At 47.6% G+C, this 18,172-nt stretch carries 14 protein-coding genes; 8 read left to right on the plus strand and 6 right to left on the minus strand.

All coding sequences use genetic code 11. The features are described from left to right. The first annotated feature begins 105 nt into the window (after positions 1-105). The 7 genes from ABTV53_RS02960 to ABTV53_RS02990 all read left to right on the plus strand — a co-directional run bounded on the left by ABTV53_RS02960 (position 106) and on the right by ABTV53_RS02990 (position 8,959). On the plus strand, positions 106-1,893 hold the full coding sequence (locus ABTV53_RS02960) for a cache domain-containing sensor histidine kinase (protein WP_433750434.1): 1,788 nt from the start codon (positions 106-108) through the stop codon (positions 1,891-1,893). Further along, on the plus strand, positions 1,868-3,421 hold the full coding sequence (locus ABTV53_RS02965; protein ID WP_433750436.1) for a response regulator transcription factor: 1,554 nt from the start codon (positions 1,868-1,870) through the stop codon (positions 3,419-3,421). The genes ABTV53_RS02960 and ABTV53_RS02965 overlap by 26 nt, the downstream gene beginning before the upstream one ends. A 222-nt stretch (positions 3,422-3,643) precedes the next feature. Further along, positions 3,644-4,927 (plus strand): ABC transporter substrate-binding protein, encoded by a 1,284-nt coding sequence (locus ABTV53_RS02970; RefSeq protein WP_433750438.1) that lies wholly within the window; start codon positions 3,644-3,646, stop codon positions 4,925-4,927. Between the two features lie 139 nt (positions 4,928-5,066). Continuing rightward, positions 5,067-5,969: a carbohydrate ABC transporter permease gene (locus tag ABTV53_RS02975; protein ID WP_253429934.1), complete on the plus strand. Its 903-nt coding sequence runs from the start codon at positions 5,067-5,069 to the stop codon at positions 5,967-5,969. Positions 5,970-5,974: 5 nt separating this feature from the next. After that, positions 5,975-6,814: a carbohydrate ABC transporter permease gene (locus ABTV53_RS02980; RefSeq protein ID WP_253442366.1), complete on the plus strand. Its 840-nt coding sequence runs from the start codon at positions 5,975-5,977 to the stop codon at positions 6,812-6,814. 111 nt (positions 6,815-6,925) lie between these two features. Beyond that, entirely contained in the window at positions 6,926-8,134 is a 1,209-nt protein-coding gene (locus tag ABTV53_RS02985) for a rhamnogalacturonan acetylesterase (protein WP_433754029.1), read from the plus strand. 408 nt (positions 8,135-8,542) lie between these two features. After that, a complete protein-coding gene (locus ABTV53_RS02990) occupies positions 8,543-8,959 on the plus strand; it encodes a sensory rhodopsin transducer (RefSeq protein ID WP_433750441.1) in 417 nt (138 codons plus the stop codon). 90 nt (positions 8,960-9,049) lie between these two features. Here the strand turns inward: ABTV53_RS02990 and ABTV53_RS02995 are convergent, their stop codons facing one another. The 4 genes from ABTV53_RS02995 to ABTV53_RS03010 form a co-directional block, all read right to left on the minus strand. Then, a complete protein-coding gene (locus ABTV53_RS02995; protein WP_433750444.1) occupies positions 9,050-10,207 on the minus strand; it encodes a Ger(x)C family spore germination protein in 1,158 nt (385 codons plus the stop codon). After that, the gene (locus tag ABTV53_RS03000; protein ID WP_433750447.1) at positions 10,204-11,673 is read right to left on the minus strand and encodes a spore germination protein; all 1,470 of its coding nucleotides are present in this window, start codon (positions 11,671-11,673) and stop codon (positions 10,204-10,206) included. The genes ABTV53_RS02995 and ABTV53_RS03000 overlap by 4 nt, the downstream gene beginning before the upstream one ends. After that, a complete protein-coding gene (locus tag ABTV53_RS03005) occupies positions 11,654-12,760 on the minus strand; it encodes a GerAB/ArcD/ProY family transporter (protein ID WP_433750450.1) in 1,107 nt (368 codons plus the stop codon). The genes ABTV53_RS03000 and ABTV53_RS03005 overlap by 20 nt, the downstream gene beginning before the upstream one ends. Before the next feature lie 174 nt (positions 12,761-12,934). Beyond that, on the minus strand, positions 12,935-13,867 hold the full coding sequence (locus ABTV53_RS03010; protein ID WP_433750453.1) for a DMT family transporter: 933 nt from the start codon (positions 13,865-13,867) through the stop codon (positions 12,935-12,937). Between the two features lie 160 nt (positions 13,868-14,027). Here ABTV53_RS03010 and ABTV53_RS03015 point away from each other — a divergent pair, with 160 nt between their 5' ends. Beyond that, positions 14,028-15,422 carry a PLP-dependent aminotransferase family protein gene (locus ABTV53_RS03015; protein WP_433750456.1) on the plus strand — a complete coding sequence of 465 codons (1,395 nt, stop codon included), beginning with the start codon at positions 14,028-14,030 and terminating at the stop codon, positions 15,420-15,422. A gap of 175 nt (positions 15,423-15,597) precedes the next feature. On the opposite strand, the gene ABTV53_RS03020 is transcribed toward ABTV53_RS03015, so the two are convergent. Together ABTV53_RS03020 and ABTV53_RS03025 are read right to left on the minus strand one after the other, a co-directional pair. After that, positions 15,598-16,917 (minus strand): glutamate-1-semialdehyde 2,1-aminomutase, encoded by a 1,320-nt coding sequence (locus tag ABTV53_RS03020; protein ID WP_433750459.1) that lies wholly within the window; start codon positions 16,915-16,917, stop codon positions 15,598-15,600. 131 nt (positions 16,918-17,048) lie between these two features. Continuing rightward, positions 17,049-18,092 (minus strand): LCP family protein, encoded by a 1,044-nt coding sequence (locus ABTV53_RS03025; RefSeq protein ID WP_433750462.1) that lies wholly within the window; start codon positions 18,090-18,092, stop codon positions 17,049-17,051. Positions 18,093-18,172 lie beyond the last annotated feature (80 nt).

Consider the following 18,172-nt stretch of genomic DNA (forward strand, 5'->3'; position numbering starts at 1 on the left):
ATCTTGTCAGATGACCAATGGATGTGTAAATATGAAAATAACTTACAATAAAACGATTAAACCATAACACGACAGCACCCTTCGCAAGGCAAAGGAGCGCTTAGGATGAGCAAAATTAAGAACGCTTTCACAACACTGCCAATTCATCACAAAACGATTCTTCTCATCGGACTTTTGATGTTAATCAGCTTTACGTTTTATGCGTCTGTGCTCCGATATGTGTTCAGCATCTATGATCGTCAAATCTACGAGAAGTCCTCGCAAGTCCTCAATATGTCTTCAGTAGGCATTGAGAATCAACTGCGCGAGATGTCCAGTCTCTCTTTCAAGGTAATGTCAGATGAGCCGCTTCAACAATATCTGCTTCAACTTGAAAAGGCCGAGACAGGTTACGAGAAAAATGGTCTGCGCAAAAAAATTACTAACCGGCTAGTTGCTTATGCAGGGTCTGAGAAATACGTCTATTCCATGCTATTTATCGATAATGATAATAACGTCATGGCTGCAGGGAACCGGGAAGGAATTTCGGAGATAAAACAGAAGGAACTGGTGGCACTGGGAGACCGATATTCGGGGTCCAATGTGTGGCATACCAGCGGGGATCAACAAGCTAGGCTTTTATCCGTCCGACAGGTGAAATCTTTTACGGGTGGGGCGTTTACGTTGGAAAAACTCGGTACGCTGATTATCCGTGTCCGCCTGGACCGAATTGTCCAGGATCAGATGCAAGAACCGGCAGAGGACTCCCAGTTGCTGATTACGGATGGAAAAGAAGTGATCTATCCAACAGAATCAGCAGTCAGTGAAGCGGAGATAGAGTCCGAACTGAAGCGGACCCAACCTTATGGCATTGCCATGTTTGAGCATGGTCGTTATTTTGTCGCCCGGGCCAACTCTTCCTACACTGACTGGACTTACCTATATACGACGCCTTTTGACCAGATGTTTAAACAGATCAAGTTTGTCAAACAGTTGGTAACGGTCATCTTCATTATGATTTTTCTGGCGGCGCTGATCATAGGAGCGAGATTCTCTCGCAGTATAACCCACCCGATTGCGCAGTTGATCAAAAAGATGCGTAACATCGAAAAAGGCGATCTGGATAAACTGGAGGAGGCTGCCCTTGGCAATGTTCCGATATCTCCACAGAATGAGGTGGGGCTGCTGCATCGCACCTTCAAGATGATGCTTCAACGGATACGTGAATTGATTGATGAGAACTATGCCAAGCAACTAGTGATTCGTGAAACAGAGTTGAAAGCGCTTCAGGCACAGATTAACCCACATTTTCTATACAACACGCTGGAGTCGATTAATTGGCTGGCCAAAGTACAGAAGCAACGACAGATCTCGGAAATGGTTGAGGCGCTCGGATTTCTGCTGCGCAGCTCTGTGAACATGTCCGAGAAGTGGATCACGCTGGAAAGAGAGCTGGACATTGTCCGCAGTTACGTTACGATTCAGCGCACTCGTTTTGAGGAGAGACTTGATTTTGACATGGAGATTGCCCCTGAGGTGGGAACGGCCCGGATTCCCAAGTTAACGTTACAGCCACTCGTGGAGAACGCCATACATTATGCACTTGAACCAAGTATTGAACCCTGCCGGATCCGTATTCGGGCGAGAACAGATGGAGATAAGGTGATGATTGAAGTTGAGGACGACGGTCCGGGGATGACTTCGGAATTTCTCGAACAACTACACGAAGGGCGTATTCAGACAAGAGGACAGGGCATTGGGTTATCTAACATCCAGGAACGAATCAGACTGACCTTCGGTGATGAAGGTGAAATGGTGATGAGCAGCAAGCCCGGATCAGGAACTGTAGTATCGATCAGCATACCTTGGATCAGAGAGGACGATGACGATGTACAAAGTGATGCTCGTAGATGATGAACGTGTCATTCTGGAGGGGATTTCCCAAGTGGTCGATTGGGCCGCAGCAGGTACTGAATTGGTGGGGACAGCGAGGAATGGGATCGAAGCATTGGACAAAATAGGGCAGTCAAGACCGGATATTATTATTACGGATATTTCTATGCCGGGCCTGGATGGTCTCGGACTCATAGAGAAGGCATCTGAAGCATATCCGGGTGTACGTTTCATCATGTTATCCGGTTACAAGGAGTTCGAATATGCCCGCAGAGCGATGCAATATGGTGTGAAGCATTATTTGCTCAAACCCTGCAATGAGAATCAGATCCATGATGCGTTAACTGAACTGTTGCAGGAACATCAGGATGCCCAGGTGAAGGAGCATGTTGCCGGTGAGATGAAACAGCGATTGCAGCGTGTGCTTCCGCATGTGAAGGAGCAATTTCTGTTGGAGTTCATGACCAACCGCACCTATGGTCCGGTTGATCTGGAGTATTATCAGAAGCTGTTTGATCTGGAACTTGAAGAGAACGCAGTTCGGTTACTCCTGTTTCGAATTGTAGATGAACATGATTACAGTCACTTATTTGCGATCAAAAACATTGCCAGTGATCTGCTCCCCCATGTACTGTTAAGCACAACCATTGAAGGCAAACTCCTGATTTTGCTCGCGGATTCAGCTGATCCGGCTGGACTGAAAGAAAGCATTGAAGAAGTTCGGGCTGCATTTACCCGACTATATAAATTGGAAGTGACCGCTGCGCTGAGTGAAGCAGATCGAATGATCCAGTCCCGGCGGTTGTTTCGTGAGGCATTGCAGTATCTGAACCATCGCTTTTTTATCGGTGAAGGCAAGCTGATTACGAAGAATGATCTCGTCCTGGCGGGAGAATGTGACGGCGTGCATGTGGAACAGGATGCGGAGCAACTGTGTCAGTTGATCAAATCGGGCAATACCGAGGAGACCGCGGCAGAGGTGGATCGTCTGTTTGATCTATTATCGCGTCAGCAGCTGGGAATTGACGTGACTCGCTCTTATGTAGTGCAGCTGTACTCGGCGATGGTTCATGTATGTCCGCCTGAGGAGGCAACGGAATTCACCCAGCGTATGGCGGAATTGCCTCATATCGATACGTTATCTGGATTAAAATCTTTTGTTGCAAGCAGTGCAGCCCGTCTAACTTCCGGGTATTACAAAAATCATATTAGCCGCCAGTCTTCTGCCGTGGAGAAGATGATGGATATCGTGGATCGTCATTATGGAGAGGCAGATCTCTCGCTCAATGGAGTCGCCCATCAGATGTTATATATGAATCCGGATTATCTGGGCAAGATTTTCAAAAAAGTCACAGGCGAGAATTTCTCCAACTACGTCAATCGTCTGCGCATCGAGCGGGCGTGTGATCATATTCGCAGAGGCGGGGATGTAAAAGTATTCGAACTAGCTGAGTTGTTCGGATTCGGCGGTAATTCGCAATATTTCAGTCAGGTGTTCAAAAAGTGGACCGGTATGACACCTACGGAATTCCGCAGGATTGGCATATAACAATGGGCTATCAATCGTATGACTCATGTCTGGGGAGGGCGTACAGTGCCGAGAGGCGGCTGTTGTCCTCCTCTGTTTTTTGAACCAACAAGACGGTTTTGTGTATTCAACTCTGGTCGTACATTTGCGAAAATGACATTAACAAGTTTGTGAAAGCGTTATCAGGAATAAAAGGATAACTCGTTCACACAACTATATATCAACATAAAAGGGGAGATTGGCATGGTGAAAAAGGCAATATTCCTGATGATGGCTGCATTGCTCGTTTTTACAGCGGCGTGTAGTTCAGGTGGAGGTAGCGAACAGGGAGCATCGGATGGATCGGTTACCCTGCGGATCGCTTGGTGGGGCTCGGATGCACGGCATGAATATACACAGAAGGTCATCGACCTGTACAAATCGAAAAACCCGAATGTCAAAATCGATGTGGAATATGCTTCATTTGATGACTACTGGAAAAAACTCGCACCACAAGCAGCGGCAAATCAGTTGCCTGACATCGTTCAGATGGATATTTCCTACATCAGCCAATATGCACAGAATGGTCAGCTCGAAGATCTAGCTCCTTATCTGGGCAACCAGATCAAAGTGGACGATGTGTCCGAGAATGTCATTAGCACAGGTGTAATTAATGGCAAACAATACGGTGTACCTGCCGGTGTTAACGTTCTTGGATTCCAATATGATCCGGCGTTGCTTAAAAAAGCAGGCGTGGATGCAATCCCTGACAATATGACTTGGGAATCGTATGAAGCATTGGGCAAACAAACCGCAGAAAAAGGACTGTATCTGGATGGAGGAGTAGCTCCTGATATTTTTTTCCACTACTTCCTGCGTACCAAAGGATTGTCGCTATACAATGCGGAAGGCACAGGTCTTGGTTATGATGATGACCAATTGTTTGTAGAGTTCTTCGGTCTTATGCGCCGCATGATTGAACAGGGCGCAGCTCCTACACCTGATGTAGCCAACCAAACCAAAGGGATTATTGAGGAATCAGATCTCGTGAAGGAAAAAGGAATTGGCGTATGGCAATGGTCCAACCAGTTCGTAGCCTTGCAACAGGTAGCGAACCGTCCGCTCGAAATCGCTCCAATGCCAGGACCGGATATGGAAAAAGGACTTTATATGCAACCAAGTATGTATTGGGGTGTAACGTCCAACTCCAAAGTGAAGGAAGAAGCGGCTAAATTCATTGATTTCTGGGTGAATGACGTGGAAGCCAACAAACTGATCAAAGGGGAGCGTGGTGTACCAATCTCAGGAGCAATCAAAGAAGCCATCGCACCTGAGCTGAGTGACGCCACGAAACAGGTCTTTGAATTCGTAGCAGCCATGGAGCCTAAGGCTTCACCAATGAGTTCTCCGCCACCAGTTGGTTCACCTGAAGTAATCTCTGCTCTCGCAGATGTGGTTGAAGAGTTGAACTTTGGCAAAATCACACCTGAACAGGCAGCAGAAACATTCCGCAAGAACGCCGAATCTGTACTTGCGAACAATAAATAACAGTTGAATGATGGCTTGCTCGTCCCACTGCAGGGATGGTCGGGAATGGGGCTACTCGCGAATGCGAGGGCCTTTCCCCGTCCAGATGACCGAAGCAAGGATGAGGGAGTAAGCTGATCCATGAAGGAGGTTCGTTCCATTGAGGCAGTATTCGTCGTTACGTAGAAACTTAACTGGATATGCGTTCATAAGCCCGTTTATTATTGGATTCCTGGGCTTCACACTCATCCCCATGTTTGTGTCCTTATATATGTCGTTCACGAGTTATAACTTGTTCACATCTCCGCGGTGGATTGGGCTCGATAACTACACCAAAATGTTTTTTGATGACCCGAAATATTGGAACTCGGTCAAAGTAACGTTTCTGTATGTATTCATTGGGGTACCGTTAAGGTTGATCTTTGCCCTCTTCGTAGCGATGGTACTGAACACCGGCTCTCGTATGATTGGAACGTACCGGACGTTGTACTACCTGCCATCCATTATCGGTGGTAGTGTAGCCGTATCCATTATGTGGCGTAACCTCTTCAGTAATGAGGGTGTTATCAACAGCGCTCTAACGGCAATTGGGATTGGTCCTATAAGCTGGTTTGGTGACCCGAATGCGTCCCTGGTTATGCTTATCTCACTGTCTGTGTGGCAGTTCGGTTCGTCGATGCTGATCTTCCTGGCTGGTCTCAAAAATATCTCCCCTGAGATGTACGAGGCAGCAGGCGTGGATGGTGCGAATCCTGTTCGGAAATTTTTCAGCATCACCTTGCCGCTTCTTAGTCCAATCGTCCTGTTCAATATGATCATGCAGACGATTGGGGCATTCATGACCTTCGTACCTGCTTACATTATCTCCAAAGGCGAAGGCGGTCCAATGGATGGTACCATGCTGTACTCCCTGTATCTGTTCCGTCAGGCATTTATGTTTAACAACATGGGTTATGCTTCGGCAATGGCCTGGATCATGCTCATTATGATTGGAATACTCACGGTAGCTGTGTTCCTGACATCCAAGTACTGGGTATTCTACGAATCTGAAGGAGGGAAGTAACGATGATGGTATGGAAAAATGTAAAATGGCCCGTGTATCACCTGTTCGTTGCAGCTCTTGCCCTCCTGATGCTCTATCCCGTACTCTGGATGCTCTTCAGTTCCTTCAAGGAAAGTCGTACGATCTTTGTTACCGCAGATACCCTGTTTCCAACGGAGTGGATCTGGAGTAACTATGTGGATGGTTGGAAAGGGACAGCAGGAAGACCGTTCATGGATTACATCACCAACTCACTTGTAATCGTAGTTATATCTACCATCGGTGCTGTGATATCATCATCGCTGATCGCTTTTGGTTTTGCCAGACTTAGCTTCAAGGGTCGTAGCTTCTGGTTCTCCATTATGATGTTGACGCTGATGCTGCCACATGACGTGGTATTGGTTCCTCAATACATTATCTTCACGAAGCTGGGTTGGCTGAATACGATTCTTCCAATCGTTGTCCCTACATTCTTCGGAATGCCATTCTTCATCTTCCTGATGGTACAGTTCATTCGAACGATTCCGAAGGAGTTGGATGAGGCTGCAACCATCGATGGATGTAACAAATTCAGACTGTATATCCAGATTATTATGCCGCTCATCAAGTCATCTCTGGCAACAGCAGCGATTTTCTCCTTCTACTGGAGATGGGAGGATCTGCTCGGTCCGGTATTGTACCTGAACTCACCTGAAAAATATACCGTATCCATGGCACTGAAAATGTTCCTGGATAGCGAATCTGCTTCCAACTGGGGCGCCATGTTTGCCATGTCCATCGTCAGTCTGGTTCCGGTTGTAGCGGTGTTCTTCATCTTCCAGAAACAAATTGTTCAAGGAATGAGCACCAGCGGATTGAAAGGATAAGCAGGCTTCACTGTTCTTTGCATCTTTGCCCGAATGAACGTTTACGAATGTTAAACAAGGAGGTTGTTCCTTTTGAATAAAGCTCAGGGTAGTCAGAGTCAGGCCGTTGCCATGGAGGCAGCGGCAGAGGGCCAGGCAGTGTCCGTGACCAGCTGGAAGTTTAACTTTGGACCGGACTCGGAAAGAGCAGATGAGACAGGGGATTATCTGAAAGTAACTGCAACCACCGCATATGAGGAACGTGGAGGATACGGATTCGAAGCAGGTTCCCTCGTGTATGAGAAACAACGCATCGGAGATGACGATGAGCCGAATTGCACGAGACAACATCATAACAATACGGGGCAGACAACCATGTCTGCCCGATTGCATTCCGGCTTCTGTATTCCGCTCAAAGCATCCTTCATCGTGGATGTTCCCGATGGAACCTATCAAGTTTTACTTGTTGCAGGTGACGAATTGGCTGAGACAGTGACCCGCGTGAAAGCTGGTGAGGGCAGGCTTGTACTGCCAACCATTTGTACACTTCCTGGGCAGTTTGCAGAGGTGCGATTCTCGGTCGTTGTTCGCGGCGGCAGACTTCGCCTGTCATTCTCCGGTCCCGCGCCAAGAATTAATGCGTTGGAGATCACTCTTGCGAATCAGACCATGACTATATTTCTTGCCGGGGATTCTACCGTAACGGATCAGCCGGAAAGTGGATATCCGTATTGCGGTTGGGGCCAGCTCTTGCCAGCACAGTTCAAACATGATGTGGCAGTGGATAATCACGCCCAGTCAGGCCGAAGTTCCCGCAGTTTTATTCATGAAGGCAGACTCAGCGCCATTCTGGAGCGAATCAAGCCTGAAGACTTTCTGTTTATTCAATTTGGACATAACGATGAGAAGCCGGACCCTGAGCGTGGGACCGATCCATTCACAACATATAAGGAAAATTTAAAAAAGTATATCGATGCTGCCCGTGAAGCCAAGGCTCGTCCGGTGCTCATCACCCCGGTGCATCGTCGCTATTTCGCGGATGATAGCACATTGACCGATACCCATGGCGATTATATCATCGCCGTACGTGAGCTGGCGGAAGAGGAAGAGGTCCCGCTGATCGATCTGGCTGAGCGCAGCCGTCTGCTGTTCGAGCAGGCAGGCGTGGAAGCCACCAAGGACGACTTTATGTGGGTACTGCCAGGCGAGTATGTGAACTTCCCCTCAGGCGTGGAGGATAACACGCATTTTCAGGAACGCGGTGCTCGCCGCCTTGCCCAACAGGTGGCAGAAGCCATCCGCGAGTTGCAATTGCAACCGCTGCAGATGTATCTGCGGTAGGTTCATGCCCTTAATTATTAAGCGAGTTAAACGAAGTTAACGAGCCAGCAAAAGTTGCCCAGCGAATAGCGAAGGCAATAATTTTTTAAAAGTTAATGGCGAGCGTAGCAGCGGAGGAGGACGGAATCGGGTAGAGGGAGCGAAGCGTCCGCCTTTGGAGCGGGATTTCCCCTGCTGAGGGGGAATTGAATAGAAATCCCGAGCCAACAGCGGTCCACAGCCCGATCCGGCCTTCGAAGCGACTGCTCTGCGAGCCCTCGGGTTTTAAGGGTTGCCCCCGCGAATGAGCCGAAGAAATCCCGAGCCAACAGTGGCCCATAGCCCGATCCGTCCGCCGAAGCGACTGCCCCGCGAGCCCACGGATTTTTAACCTAATATTACAATCGCAAAAGAGGAGGATATATTTCAATGATACCTGACCAGACAGAATCAGGCACATCTGCCCGTAACAATGCTCCAGCAGCCACAGGTCATACCTACTGGGTTATCCCTGATGGCTACATCCCGCCGGAGAGCAGCGGCACACTGGAGAGTCACGAAAGCATCTGTGTATTAAACACGGGTACAACGGATGCGGAGCTGCACATCACCATTTACTTTGAAGACAGAGAACCACTCGAAGGTATTGTCGCTGAAGTGCCAGCGAGAAGGACGAAGCATATTCGCACTGCATCGCTTCGCTCCGGAGAGCAGTCAATTCCGCAAGGCGTACCTTATGCGATTACGGTTTCGAGCAATATCCCGGTTATCGTCCAGTACAGTCGTTTGGACACGACCCAGCCTGAATTGGCTTTGATGAGTGTCATGGCGTATCCGCTGACGTGATACGAAATGCAAGATAACCAGCAAGAGGTAGAAGAGAAAATGGCCAGCAACCTTGCATTCACACTGCAGGTGACTGGTCCTCTTTGTGTATTACTCAGTGTATTTGTATGTGCTGGCATTAAGGATTTTTACACGAACCTCCACTTTGCCAAGTTTGAATCGTTTGATGGGATCAGCACGTTGCTGAACCTGTTCTTTCCACATCGCAAGGTCATGACGATACAGATGTTCTGCGAGGCCATAGGAATCGATTTTCCGTGATTTGTTTTTTTCGAATGTTGTCCGAATTTCGGATTCGATCTGTTTCTCGGCTGATTTCTCCATTGTACGAGGAGATTGGTGGGAGCCGCTATCCTCGACAATGACACCTTTTACCGAAGTGATCAGGTCGAAAATGACCCCATTTCCTTCTTTCCTTGATGAAATTTTCGTATGCGGATTATGGAGGCGAAGTGTGAGATCAGGGGTCTTGCCTCCATTCTTGTAAACGTACAGCGGGTACTGGTAGACACGATTATAATTTACGAATCGAGTACCATCTGCGTCCTCCCCTGCCACTTTCCCTTGACTTCTGCCCTGTGAAATGACAAAAAATCCATCTGTTTTAATCAAGGGGGGAGCTTCATCCCCATTGAACCAGGTTTGGTTTTTATTGGTAATAGAAGGTAATAGGATAACCGAAGCAGGTTCACGAATACCGTCAAGAAGCTGATGAAGACGGATGGGTTCGAAGGCAGAATGCTGCTTGTACAGCTTGATCGGTTCAAATAGCTCAATGGTCTGGGTAGATTGGTTCAACAGGGCAGAGGGGGCAAGCACATCGGGTATGCTTTGTTCCGTGCCGTAGATCCATGGTGTATATCTCATCTGACCCGAATGTAATAGTGTGTTAAACACATCCTCCAGCCGCCCACTCAGGGCATTTTTTGATAAAACAATCGCCTTTACATGGGTCCACAATGTTTGTTGCTGTGAAGTTTGATAGAGGTTATTAATAGCCATACTTAAGGTTGTGCCTTCACCTCGTCCAATCCAGATATCGCTTGCTTCCCGCGAAGTCGGCCCTTCTTGCTTGGCGATACTGGAGAAGTCAATTAACTGGGCATACGCAATATATCGGTTGTCCACATAGTCAATCCCTATCGCTGTGATGAAGTTAATACTTTGCACCTCTTTGGAATCCCAGCACCCCGTTAGCAGGATCAAACAGCTTATAAGAAGCCCACTTATGGATACCCATCTTTTCACGGACGCTTCCTCCGGCGGGTGGAATCCTGGGTATGAAGTGCTGCTGGACGTTTGGTTCTTTTCATCGAAGGGGGCATGGATACGGCCTGAGTGAAGTCTCCGGGAATATAGGGAGATACGGGTGACAGATAGGATACGCCATAACACTCCAACGATACGAGGTGCACCAACAGCGCGAACAGTCCGATCATAAATCCAAATAATCCAAGGATTGAAGAGATAATGAGCATTCCGATCCGAACATGAGCAGTAGCCCCACTGAGCACCGTATTTACTAGAATATAGCTGGAGATAACTGAAATCGCTACCGTTACAATGATAGTAGGAGAAGTAATCCCGGCACGTATAGCTGCATCTCCAATAATGAGTCCGCCTACCACACTGACAGTTTGGCCCAAAGCACGAGGAAGTCTGCGGCCAGCTTCATTGAATAGCTCGAACATAAAAATCATTAAAAAGGCTTCCAGCGTTACAGGCATGGGCAGCCCCATACGAGTACCAGCAATCGTTGCCAGAAGCGGGAGAGGGATCTGCTCCACATTAAAACTGGTGAGGCCGATATAGAATCCAGGAAAAAAGCAAGCAATCAGCAAACCGGAAATCCGCAGGATGCGTTCAAAAGTCACAATGAAGAAAGGAGTGTTCTCATCTTCCGGTGATTTCAACTGATTGAACAGTGTAGTTGGAGCGATGATCGCAACAGGTGAACCTTCGATCAGAACAGCAAAACGCCCATTTAAGAGCGAGTCCACGACAAAGTCAGGTCGCTCTGTATTATCGGTGAGAGGAAAGATACTGCGAATGCCTCCCATAACTGCTCCTTCCATAACAGAAGTCCCAATAATGCCGTCAACTTCAATTTTATCTATATTTTCACGTGCTTCTTTTAGGATCTCCGGATTTATAATGTCTTTTACATACAATAGGCCAATAGAGGTTTGAGTTCGCCCACCTTTAACATATTTTTCATAGCACATGGAAGAGGTTTTCATCCGTTTACGAATGAGTGCGATATTTACACTCAGCTCTTCGGTAAATCCATCGCGAGGCCCTTTTATGGAAGACTCGATGGCAGATTCTTCAGGGTTGCGCCCTGGTATGCTCGCAATATCCAAACTGCAGGATTGATCGCCGTTGCCGAAGATCAACAACAGTTGTCCGCTAAAAATCAACAGATTTAAATTTTTCGTATCTCGAAGGTCTTCCACTGGATTTAATGTTAATCCAAGTTCTTTCGTGTGCGAATCTTCTTCGAGCAGGGAATGCTCTTCGAGTCGGGGAATGATAAACTGATTGATTTGTTTAGCATCACTGAGACCATCGCAATATAGCACAATGATCGGCAAACCATTTCCATTTTTTGCTGGAAACGTTTGAATAACGACATCCGCGCAGGGGTTGAATTGTTCTTTCAAAGAGGCAAGCAGTGTTTCATGGGACGTGGTGTCAATCGTTGGATGCTCCATGATGTTTCCTCCTCTGATGGCGTGAGCTGATGAATGCGACGGTCGTTGCAATTATTGCTAGTCCGCTAAGATAGATGAGATTGAACGGGAATATGTAATCGACAAGCAGCTTTTCGAATGTAATATCGTCTAGACGGTACATCATAGAGATTATAAATAGAACGGCTAAAGAGATACAGCTGATGATTCTTTTGGATGTGCTCTTAATATCCCAAATTTCTACCACAATATACATAGCAAGACTAATTCGGGTAAACGAGCCAGCGAGCCACTGGTAGATGGAAAAGAAGTCAGTTTGTGCAATGTACTTGCCCAATGAGGCAATGCGCCACTCCTCAAAGGCAGGAAATCGCATTTTGGCAGCCTCAAAAGGATTAAATTCGACGATAGCACCAATGAGTGGACCTATTGTCAGACCGACAATAATGAGTGCGAGCATCAGATACTGCCATACACGAATCTGTTTGGAGAGGTGGGGTTGTATGTACCAGATGAATAGCAGTTCAAACATGCCTGCAAGACTATAAACCATACCGTGGAGCACGGGATGCCAGCCCTGTTCAAGGACAGGAAGCAGACGACTGTAATCCTTATATTGGGTATTCACAATCGCAACATAGAAGCCAAGCAGTACAACGAGGGGCAGGATCAATCCTGCTGTGAAAGCCAAAGAACGCATGCCTTTATAAGCCGCATAGGCACAGAGCGACATAAGTGCAATGCTGGTAACCAAAGTAGGAGTTTCCGTCAGGTAACTGGTTTTGGCCCAAGTGGTGGTATCGTGTAAGGTGATATAGATGACGGACAGAAAAAAGAGACTATTTCCGATCCGAAATAGCAAGCCAAGAGGCTTACCAAGATGGGAAGTTAGCCAATCATGCAGCGTTTGATGCTGGAGAAAACGAGAAACATAGGCAAGCATGAGCGCAAATACAAGGTAGGGTCCTGTAGACAACAGAACAGAGATCCAGGAATCCCTTTTAGCCGCAGACAACAGGGCAGGAATAATCAGAACGTGGCAGACTAGACCAACGGATAACATGATTAACATCATGGCTTGCAAAAAAGATGGCTGTGTACGTTTCATGCTGAGGTGTCCCCTTTTCCCAATAGACTGTCCTCAGCAGTGTTAACGTGATTGAAGTCCTTCATACAGGCACTTAGAGCTTAAAATACTGAATATCCATGGCTTCTCGTACCTCTAGCATTGTTTCCCGGGCAGCATTCCTGGCTTGTCGGGTCCCTTCGATAAGAATCTCTTTCACGCTTTGATCTCACTGACCAGCCTCTGTTTACGACCACTCATATTGGTACCAAGAACACCGGCGATAATCAGCAATGCACCAATATAGTGGTAGCTACCCACTGGTTCATGCAATATCCATGCACCTCCTACGATGGAGATGAGCGTGGACAGATTGCTGAATACACTCATTTGCGAAGCCTCCAGATGAGTCAGGGCATAGCTCGCGAGCAGGGTGGAGATCATGGTGGAGAGGATCGCCAGATAAGCGAGCGCACCCAGATAGGATGTATCTCCAAGTGGCTTGATGTAGTCCATCATGGAACCGCTGGAAGCATGTCGGATCAGGGAAGCGGCGTTAAATACAATACAGCCAACCATCAGTGTGACCCAGGTTAATTCCATCGGTTTATACTTCTGGGTTAATGGTCTTGCAAGCACACCATACCCTGCAAAACAGACCGTGGATAACAGCAATAATGCAATGCCCTTCAGGTTACCTATAGACATGCCGCTTCCTTGCATCATGAAAATAAATACAACTCCAGCGACAGACAGAAGCAGGAACAGCTTCTGCATCGTGGATGTGCGTTCTTTCAAGAATATCGAAGCGAGAACGAGTGTGAACACAGGCGCCATTGCCTGAATAATACCGGCTTCTGATGAGTTGGAAGATACGAGTCCAAAGGCTTGAAAAGCAAAAAATAAGACGGGAGATAAAAGCCCTAGTGGAATGATCCGCCATAGATCACGAAGGCTCAATCGGATTTTGATCCAACCCAAAATGACAGGAATGCTGACAACAATCAGCGATAGCGCGAATCGGTGGGCAAGCACATCAATCGGATGTGCAACAGTGACAGTCATTTTAACAAATAAAAAAGATAGGCCGATAATAGCTGCGTACAATACAGCTGCGATATAAGCGTATCCCCGAGTGTGAGTGTTCATAAATGCTCCTCCAATACAATAGTCATACCGTATTACCTTTAATTATCCTGCAAACATGTCAGGTTCGAGGTATGTGCTGGCCTTATTCAATATACTGCCAGGTGCTTCGTGCTACAATAGATAAAAGGTTAAACTGTAACGGTACAGTTGTGGGAGAGGGATGGGTGCAGTGAGAAAATACGAAGTGATCGCCGAAGCCTTAAAGCAGTGGATTCAGGAACAGATGCAGCAGCAGGATCGTCGCCAGTGGGCAGATAAGGGCATCCGGCTTCCAGCCGTTCGAGTTGTAGCTGAACAATATCAATGCAGTATAAGCACAGCAATTCGTGCATATGAGTGGCTGGAACAGAGGCATTTGGTGTACGCCATACCTCAATCCGGCTATTATGCCGTACAGAACGGGACAGGTGCTCAGGACATGGACTGGCAGGGAGCGTTGGACTTTGCTTCCGCTGCCCCTGATCCGCGGGTGTTCCCTTATGCAGATTTTCGTCATTGTGTGGATCAGGCGATGGAGAAGAAACAGGCAGAGTTATTCATGTATGGCACGAATCAGGGATTACCTTCGCTCATTCTGCTGTTGCAAAAGCAGTTTGCGGATTATCAGGTGTTTGCGAGAACAGAGCAGTTCTTTATTACATCAGGTGTGCAACAGGCACTGGCTGTACTTGCATTGATGCCTTTTCCCAATGAAAAGAGAAAAGTACTGCTTGAACTTCCGACCTATCACAATATGCCCTCGCTACTGAGTGGATTGAATGTGCCGATTGCCGGGGTGAGACGTGCCCTGGATGGGCTGGACTGGGCATCGCTTGAACGTCAGTTCGCTGAGGAAGATATCAAGTTTTTCTATGTCATGCCGCGCTTTCACAATCCGATTGGCACATCCTTAACTGTTGCTGAGAAAAAGAAACTGATCCGGCTTGCACAGCGGTACGATGTCTATCTGGTGGAGGACGATTATCTGGCTGATCTGGAGGACAATACGAAACAGGACCCGTTATGGTCTTATGATACGGAAGGCCGGGTCATATATCTGAAGAGTTACTCCAAAATTTTGTTTCCAGGCTTGCGTATTGGTGTAGCTGTTCTGCCCTCACCTCTTCTAGAATCTTTTGGTGCATACAAAAAAATGCTCGATATCGACACTTCCGTCCTGTCTCAAGCAGCTCTGGAGATCTATGTGCACAGCGGAATGTTTGCTCATCACAGAAAAGTGATTCGTAACCGTTATGCTGCCCGGATGCACGCGGTGCATGAGCAACTGGACAAGTATCCGGACTTTGCTCCATTTATGGAGGCTCCTCGAACAGGAGGGGAGCATACGGTGTTACCTTTGGCGGGTGATATTCCACTTCGTGTTCTGCTGTCCCGGCTTCAAAAGCGCGGAGTCATCGTAGATACGACAGAACGGTATTATCCGGAGGGGACATATCAGGTGCATGAGGATCAGATGCTGCGACTGAACATTTCCAATGTGCCGAAGCAGCGAATCGAAGAAGGGATGCAGGTGATCCGGGAGGTAATTTTGAAACTACAGATCAGGCAGAGATAATTCTCACCAACTGTATCCAAAAAAACACGAATAAGTGTCCACACAAGTTGATCACTTGTCGGACACTTATTGAGGTGTGTTGTTATCCATCAATCTAGAATGATGGTTGATCGGTTACTTGAACCGAACAAGCATTCATCCTAGATACACTATGTTGTAGACGGACGTAATTGTATTATTCCAGAGCCATCGCCTTGAAGGAAGCTTCTGCGGCTTCCAATGTAGCCTGAACATCTTCGTCTGTATGAGCCGTGGTCAGGAACCAAGCCTCATATTTGGATGGAGCCAGGTTAATGCCACGGTCCAGCATATGACGGAAGAAGGAAGCAAAACGTTCTCCGTCCGTGTCTTGGGCATGATCATAATTCGTCACCGGATGATCACAGAAATGGGTGGAGAATGCACCGCGAATCCGGTTGATTGTCAGTGCAATCCCATGACGGTCAGCAGAAGCTTGCAGACCTGCCGTGAGGTCGATAGCAAGGCGTTCCATCTCTTCGTATACACCCGCGCCTTGCAGGACCTCCAGACATGCAATACCAGCCGAGATGGATGCAGGGTTACCGGCCATCGTTCCCGCCTGATAAGCCGGGCCGAGTGGAGCAACCTGCTCCATAACATGTTTGCGTCCGCCGTAAGCACCGATTGGCAGGCCGCCACCAATAATTTTACCAAGAGCCGTCAGATCGGGTTCAATCTCCGCATGATTATCAAGTCCGGGGTATGTCTGTGTAGAACCGTAATGGAAACGGAAAGCCGTAATGACTTCGTCATAGATAACCAACGAGCCGTAAGCCCGTGTCATGGCACAGAGACCTTCCAGGAAGCCAGGTTCCGGCATAACCATACCGAAGTTACCCACGATTGGTTCAACCATGACTGCGGCAACATCGTCACCCCAACGCTCCAGTGCAGCTTTGAGGCTATCCAGATCGTTGTAAGGCACGGTGATGACCTCTTGCGCAATACTGGTTGGAATGCCTGCACTATCCGGGATACCCAGCGTAGAAGGGCCAGAACCGGCAGCCACAAGCACCAGATCCGAGTGGCCGTGGTAACATCCGGCGAATTTTACGATCTTGTTGCGTTTGGTGTAGGCACGAGCGACCCGAATCGTGGTCATTACGGCTTCCGTACCGGAGTTTACAAAACGAACTTTATCCATGGAAGGAATGGCTTCCTTCAGCATTTTGGCCAGCTTGATCTCAAGTTCTGTTGGGGTACCGTACAGCACGCCATTTGCTGCTGCTTCCGTAATGGCCTTCGTAATATGCGGGTGAGCATGTCCTGTAACAATCGGACCGTAAGCAGCCAGATAATCAATATAACGATTGTCATCGACATCCCAGAAGTGGGCACCTTGGGCTTTTTTCATAAATACAGGGGCACCGCCACCAACGGCTTTGAACGAGCGTGAAGGGCTGTTAACACCTCCTACAATATGTTCAAGTGCTTCTGCGTATAGAAGTTCGGATCGGGAACGTGATGGTTTCATAAGATAACTTCCTTTCGTAATTCAAAATATGATAAAGGTACAAGCCACAGAAAGATATGATGATTTTCTCATAAAAGTACAGCCAGGCACAACGAGAGGGCAGCGTAATGGCTGCCCTCTGCATGTTTAGATTACTGAGCCGGTTGTTCTGACTTCTGATCGTCACCACTGGCTGTTTTATCTTCGGTACTGCTTGTACCATCATCTGTTGTAGCAGGCGGATGAATAATATCCTGAATATGCTGCTTCAATTTCTCTTCATTGGTAACCGTCAATACTTGCGCACCGCCCGCTGTGCGTTCTTCTTTCAGCAGGTTCATTGGTGGAATCTGCTCACTGCCGTTCATGCTGCTCTGATATCCGAGCCCACCCAGCTTCCACATGTCGGAGAGTGTCAGATTTGTATCTACATAAGGATTAACCTGTTCCAGAATGGCAGGCAGTTTGGCAATGGTAGTGGTTGACTGCATTTTCGCCGTTACAGCTTTCAGCAATTCACGCTGACGCTCGGAACGAGCGAAATCCGACATGGCATCATGACGGAAACGAACGTACATGAGGGCCGTTTCGCCATCCAAATGCTGATAACCTTTTTTGAGATCAATATCGTATTCGTTATTGTCTGCTTTACTTGTATAGTGCATGTCCTTCTCCACATCAAAATCGACGCCGCCAACGGCATCCACCAATTTGATGAATCCCTGGAAATCCGTATACACATAATACTGTACAGGAATGCCGAGCAGGTCGCCGGCAGCATGCATGGCAGCGTTAGGGCCATGGGTAATGGCGGTATTGATCCGCTCCTTGCCATACCCGTCAATATCGACGTATGTGTCGCGAAGAATGGAGAACAGATTGATTTTTTTGGTAAGTGGGTCGAGCGATACAACCATCATGCTGTCGGAGCGGGGCACTTCACCTTTTTTCAATCCGCGCGCATCGACACCCATCACAAGAATATTTACCGTTTCGGTACCTTCCCATTTTGGAGGGTCAGGCGTATTTACTTTCTCCACATTCTCGATACCTGCAAATGGTGATTCGTCACCGTCCTTAGCCAAACCGTTCAACTGATTGAGAATAGAACCGAAATAATATGCCGCTGCTCCTCCGATAATTAACACGAAGGCGGCAAGAGAAATCCAGATGGTTCTCTTCGTCTTTCTGGTCATGCTAGCTCTCCTTTGTATTTGAGATAAAATAAAAAACGAGTTCGGGTATTGCTGAATTTTGACTGATACCATTATAATTT

This window comes from Paenibacillus amylolyticus, assembly GCF_050990605.1.
Taxonomy (GTDB): Bacteria; Bacillota; Bacilli; order Paenibacillales; family Paenibacillaceae; genus Paenibacillus; species Paenibacillus amylolyticus_H.

What these genes read in the sequence shown, in the direction of transcription:
- ABTV53_RS02960 (WP_433750434.1), top strand. Translation starts at nt 106, where the DNA reads ATGAGCAAAATTAAGAACGCTTTCACAACACTGCCAATTCATCACAAA.
- ABTV53_RS02965 (WP_433750436.1), top strand. Translation starts at nt 1,868, where the DNA reads ATGTACAAAGTGATGCTCGTAGATGATGAACGTGTCATTCTGGAGGGG.
- ABTV53_RS02970 (WP_433750438.1), top strand. Translation starts at nt 3,644, where the DNA reads ATGGTGAAAAAGGCAATATTCCTGATGATGGCTGCATTGCTCGTTTTT.
- ABTV53_RS02980 (WP_253442366.1), top strand. Translation starts at nt 5,975, where the DNA reads ATGGTATGGAAAAATGTAAAATGGCCCGTGTATCACCTGTTCGTTGCA.
- ABTV53_RS02985 (WP_433754029.1), top strand. Translation starts at nt 6,926, where the DNA reads ATGGAGGCAGCGGCAGAGGGCCAGGCAGTGTCCGTGACCAGCTGGAAG.
- ABTV53_RS02990 (WP_433750441.1), top strand. Translation starts at nt 8,543, where the DNA reads ATGATACCTGACCAGACAGAATCAGGCACATCTGCCCGTAACAATGCT.
- ABTV53_RS03000 (WP_433750447.1), bottom strand. Translation starts at nt 11,673, where the DNA reads ATGGAGCATCCAACGATTGACACCACGTCCCATGAAACACTGCTTGCC.
- ABTV53_RS03005 (WP_433750450.1), bottom strand. Translation starts at nt 12,760, where the DNA reads ATGAAACGTACACAGCCATCTTTTTTGCAAGCCATGATGTTAATCATG.
- ABTV53_RS03010 (WP_433750453.1), bottom strand. Translation starts at nt 13,867, where the DNA reads ATGAACACTCACACTCGGGGATACGCTTATATCGCAGCTGTATTGTAC.
- ABTV53_RS03015 (WP_433750456.1), top strand. Translation starts at nt 14,028, where the DNA reads ATGGGTGCAGTGAGAAAATACGAAGTGATCGCCGAAGCCTTAAAGCAG.
- ABTV53_RS03020 (WP_433750459.1), bottom strand. Translation starts at nt 16,917, where the DNA reads ATGAAACCATCACGTTCCCGATCCGAACTTCTATACGCAGAAGCACTT.
- ABTV53_RS03025 (WP_433750462.1), bottom strand. Translation starts at nt 18,092, where the DNA reads ATGACCAGAAAGACGAAGAGAACCATCTGGATTTCTCTTGCCGCCTTC.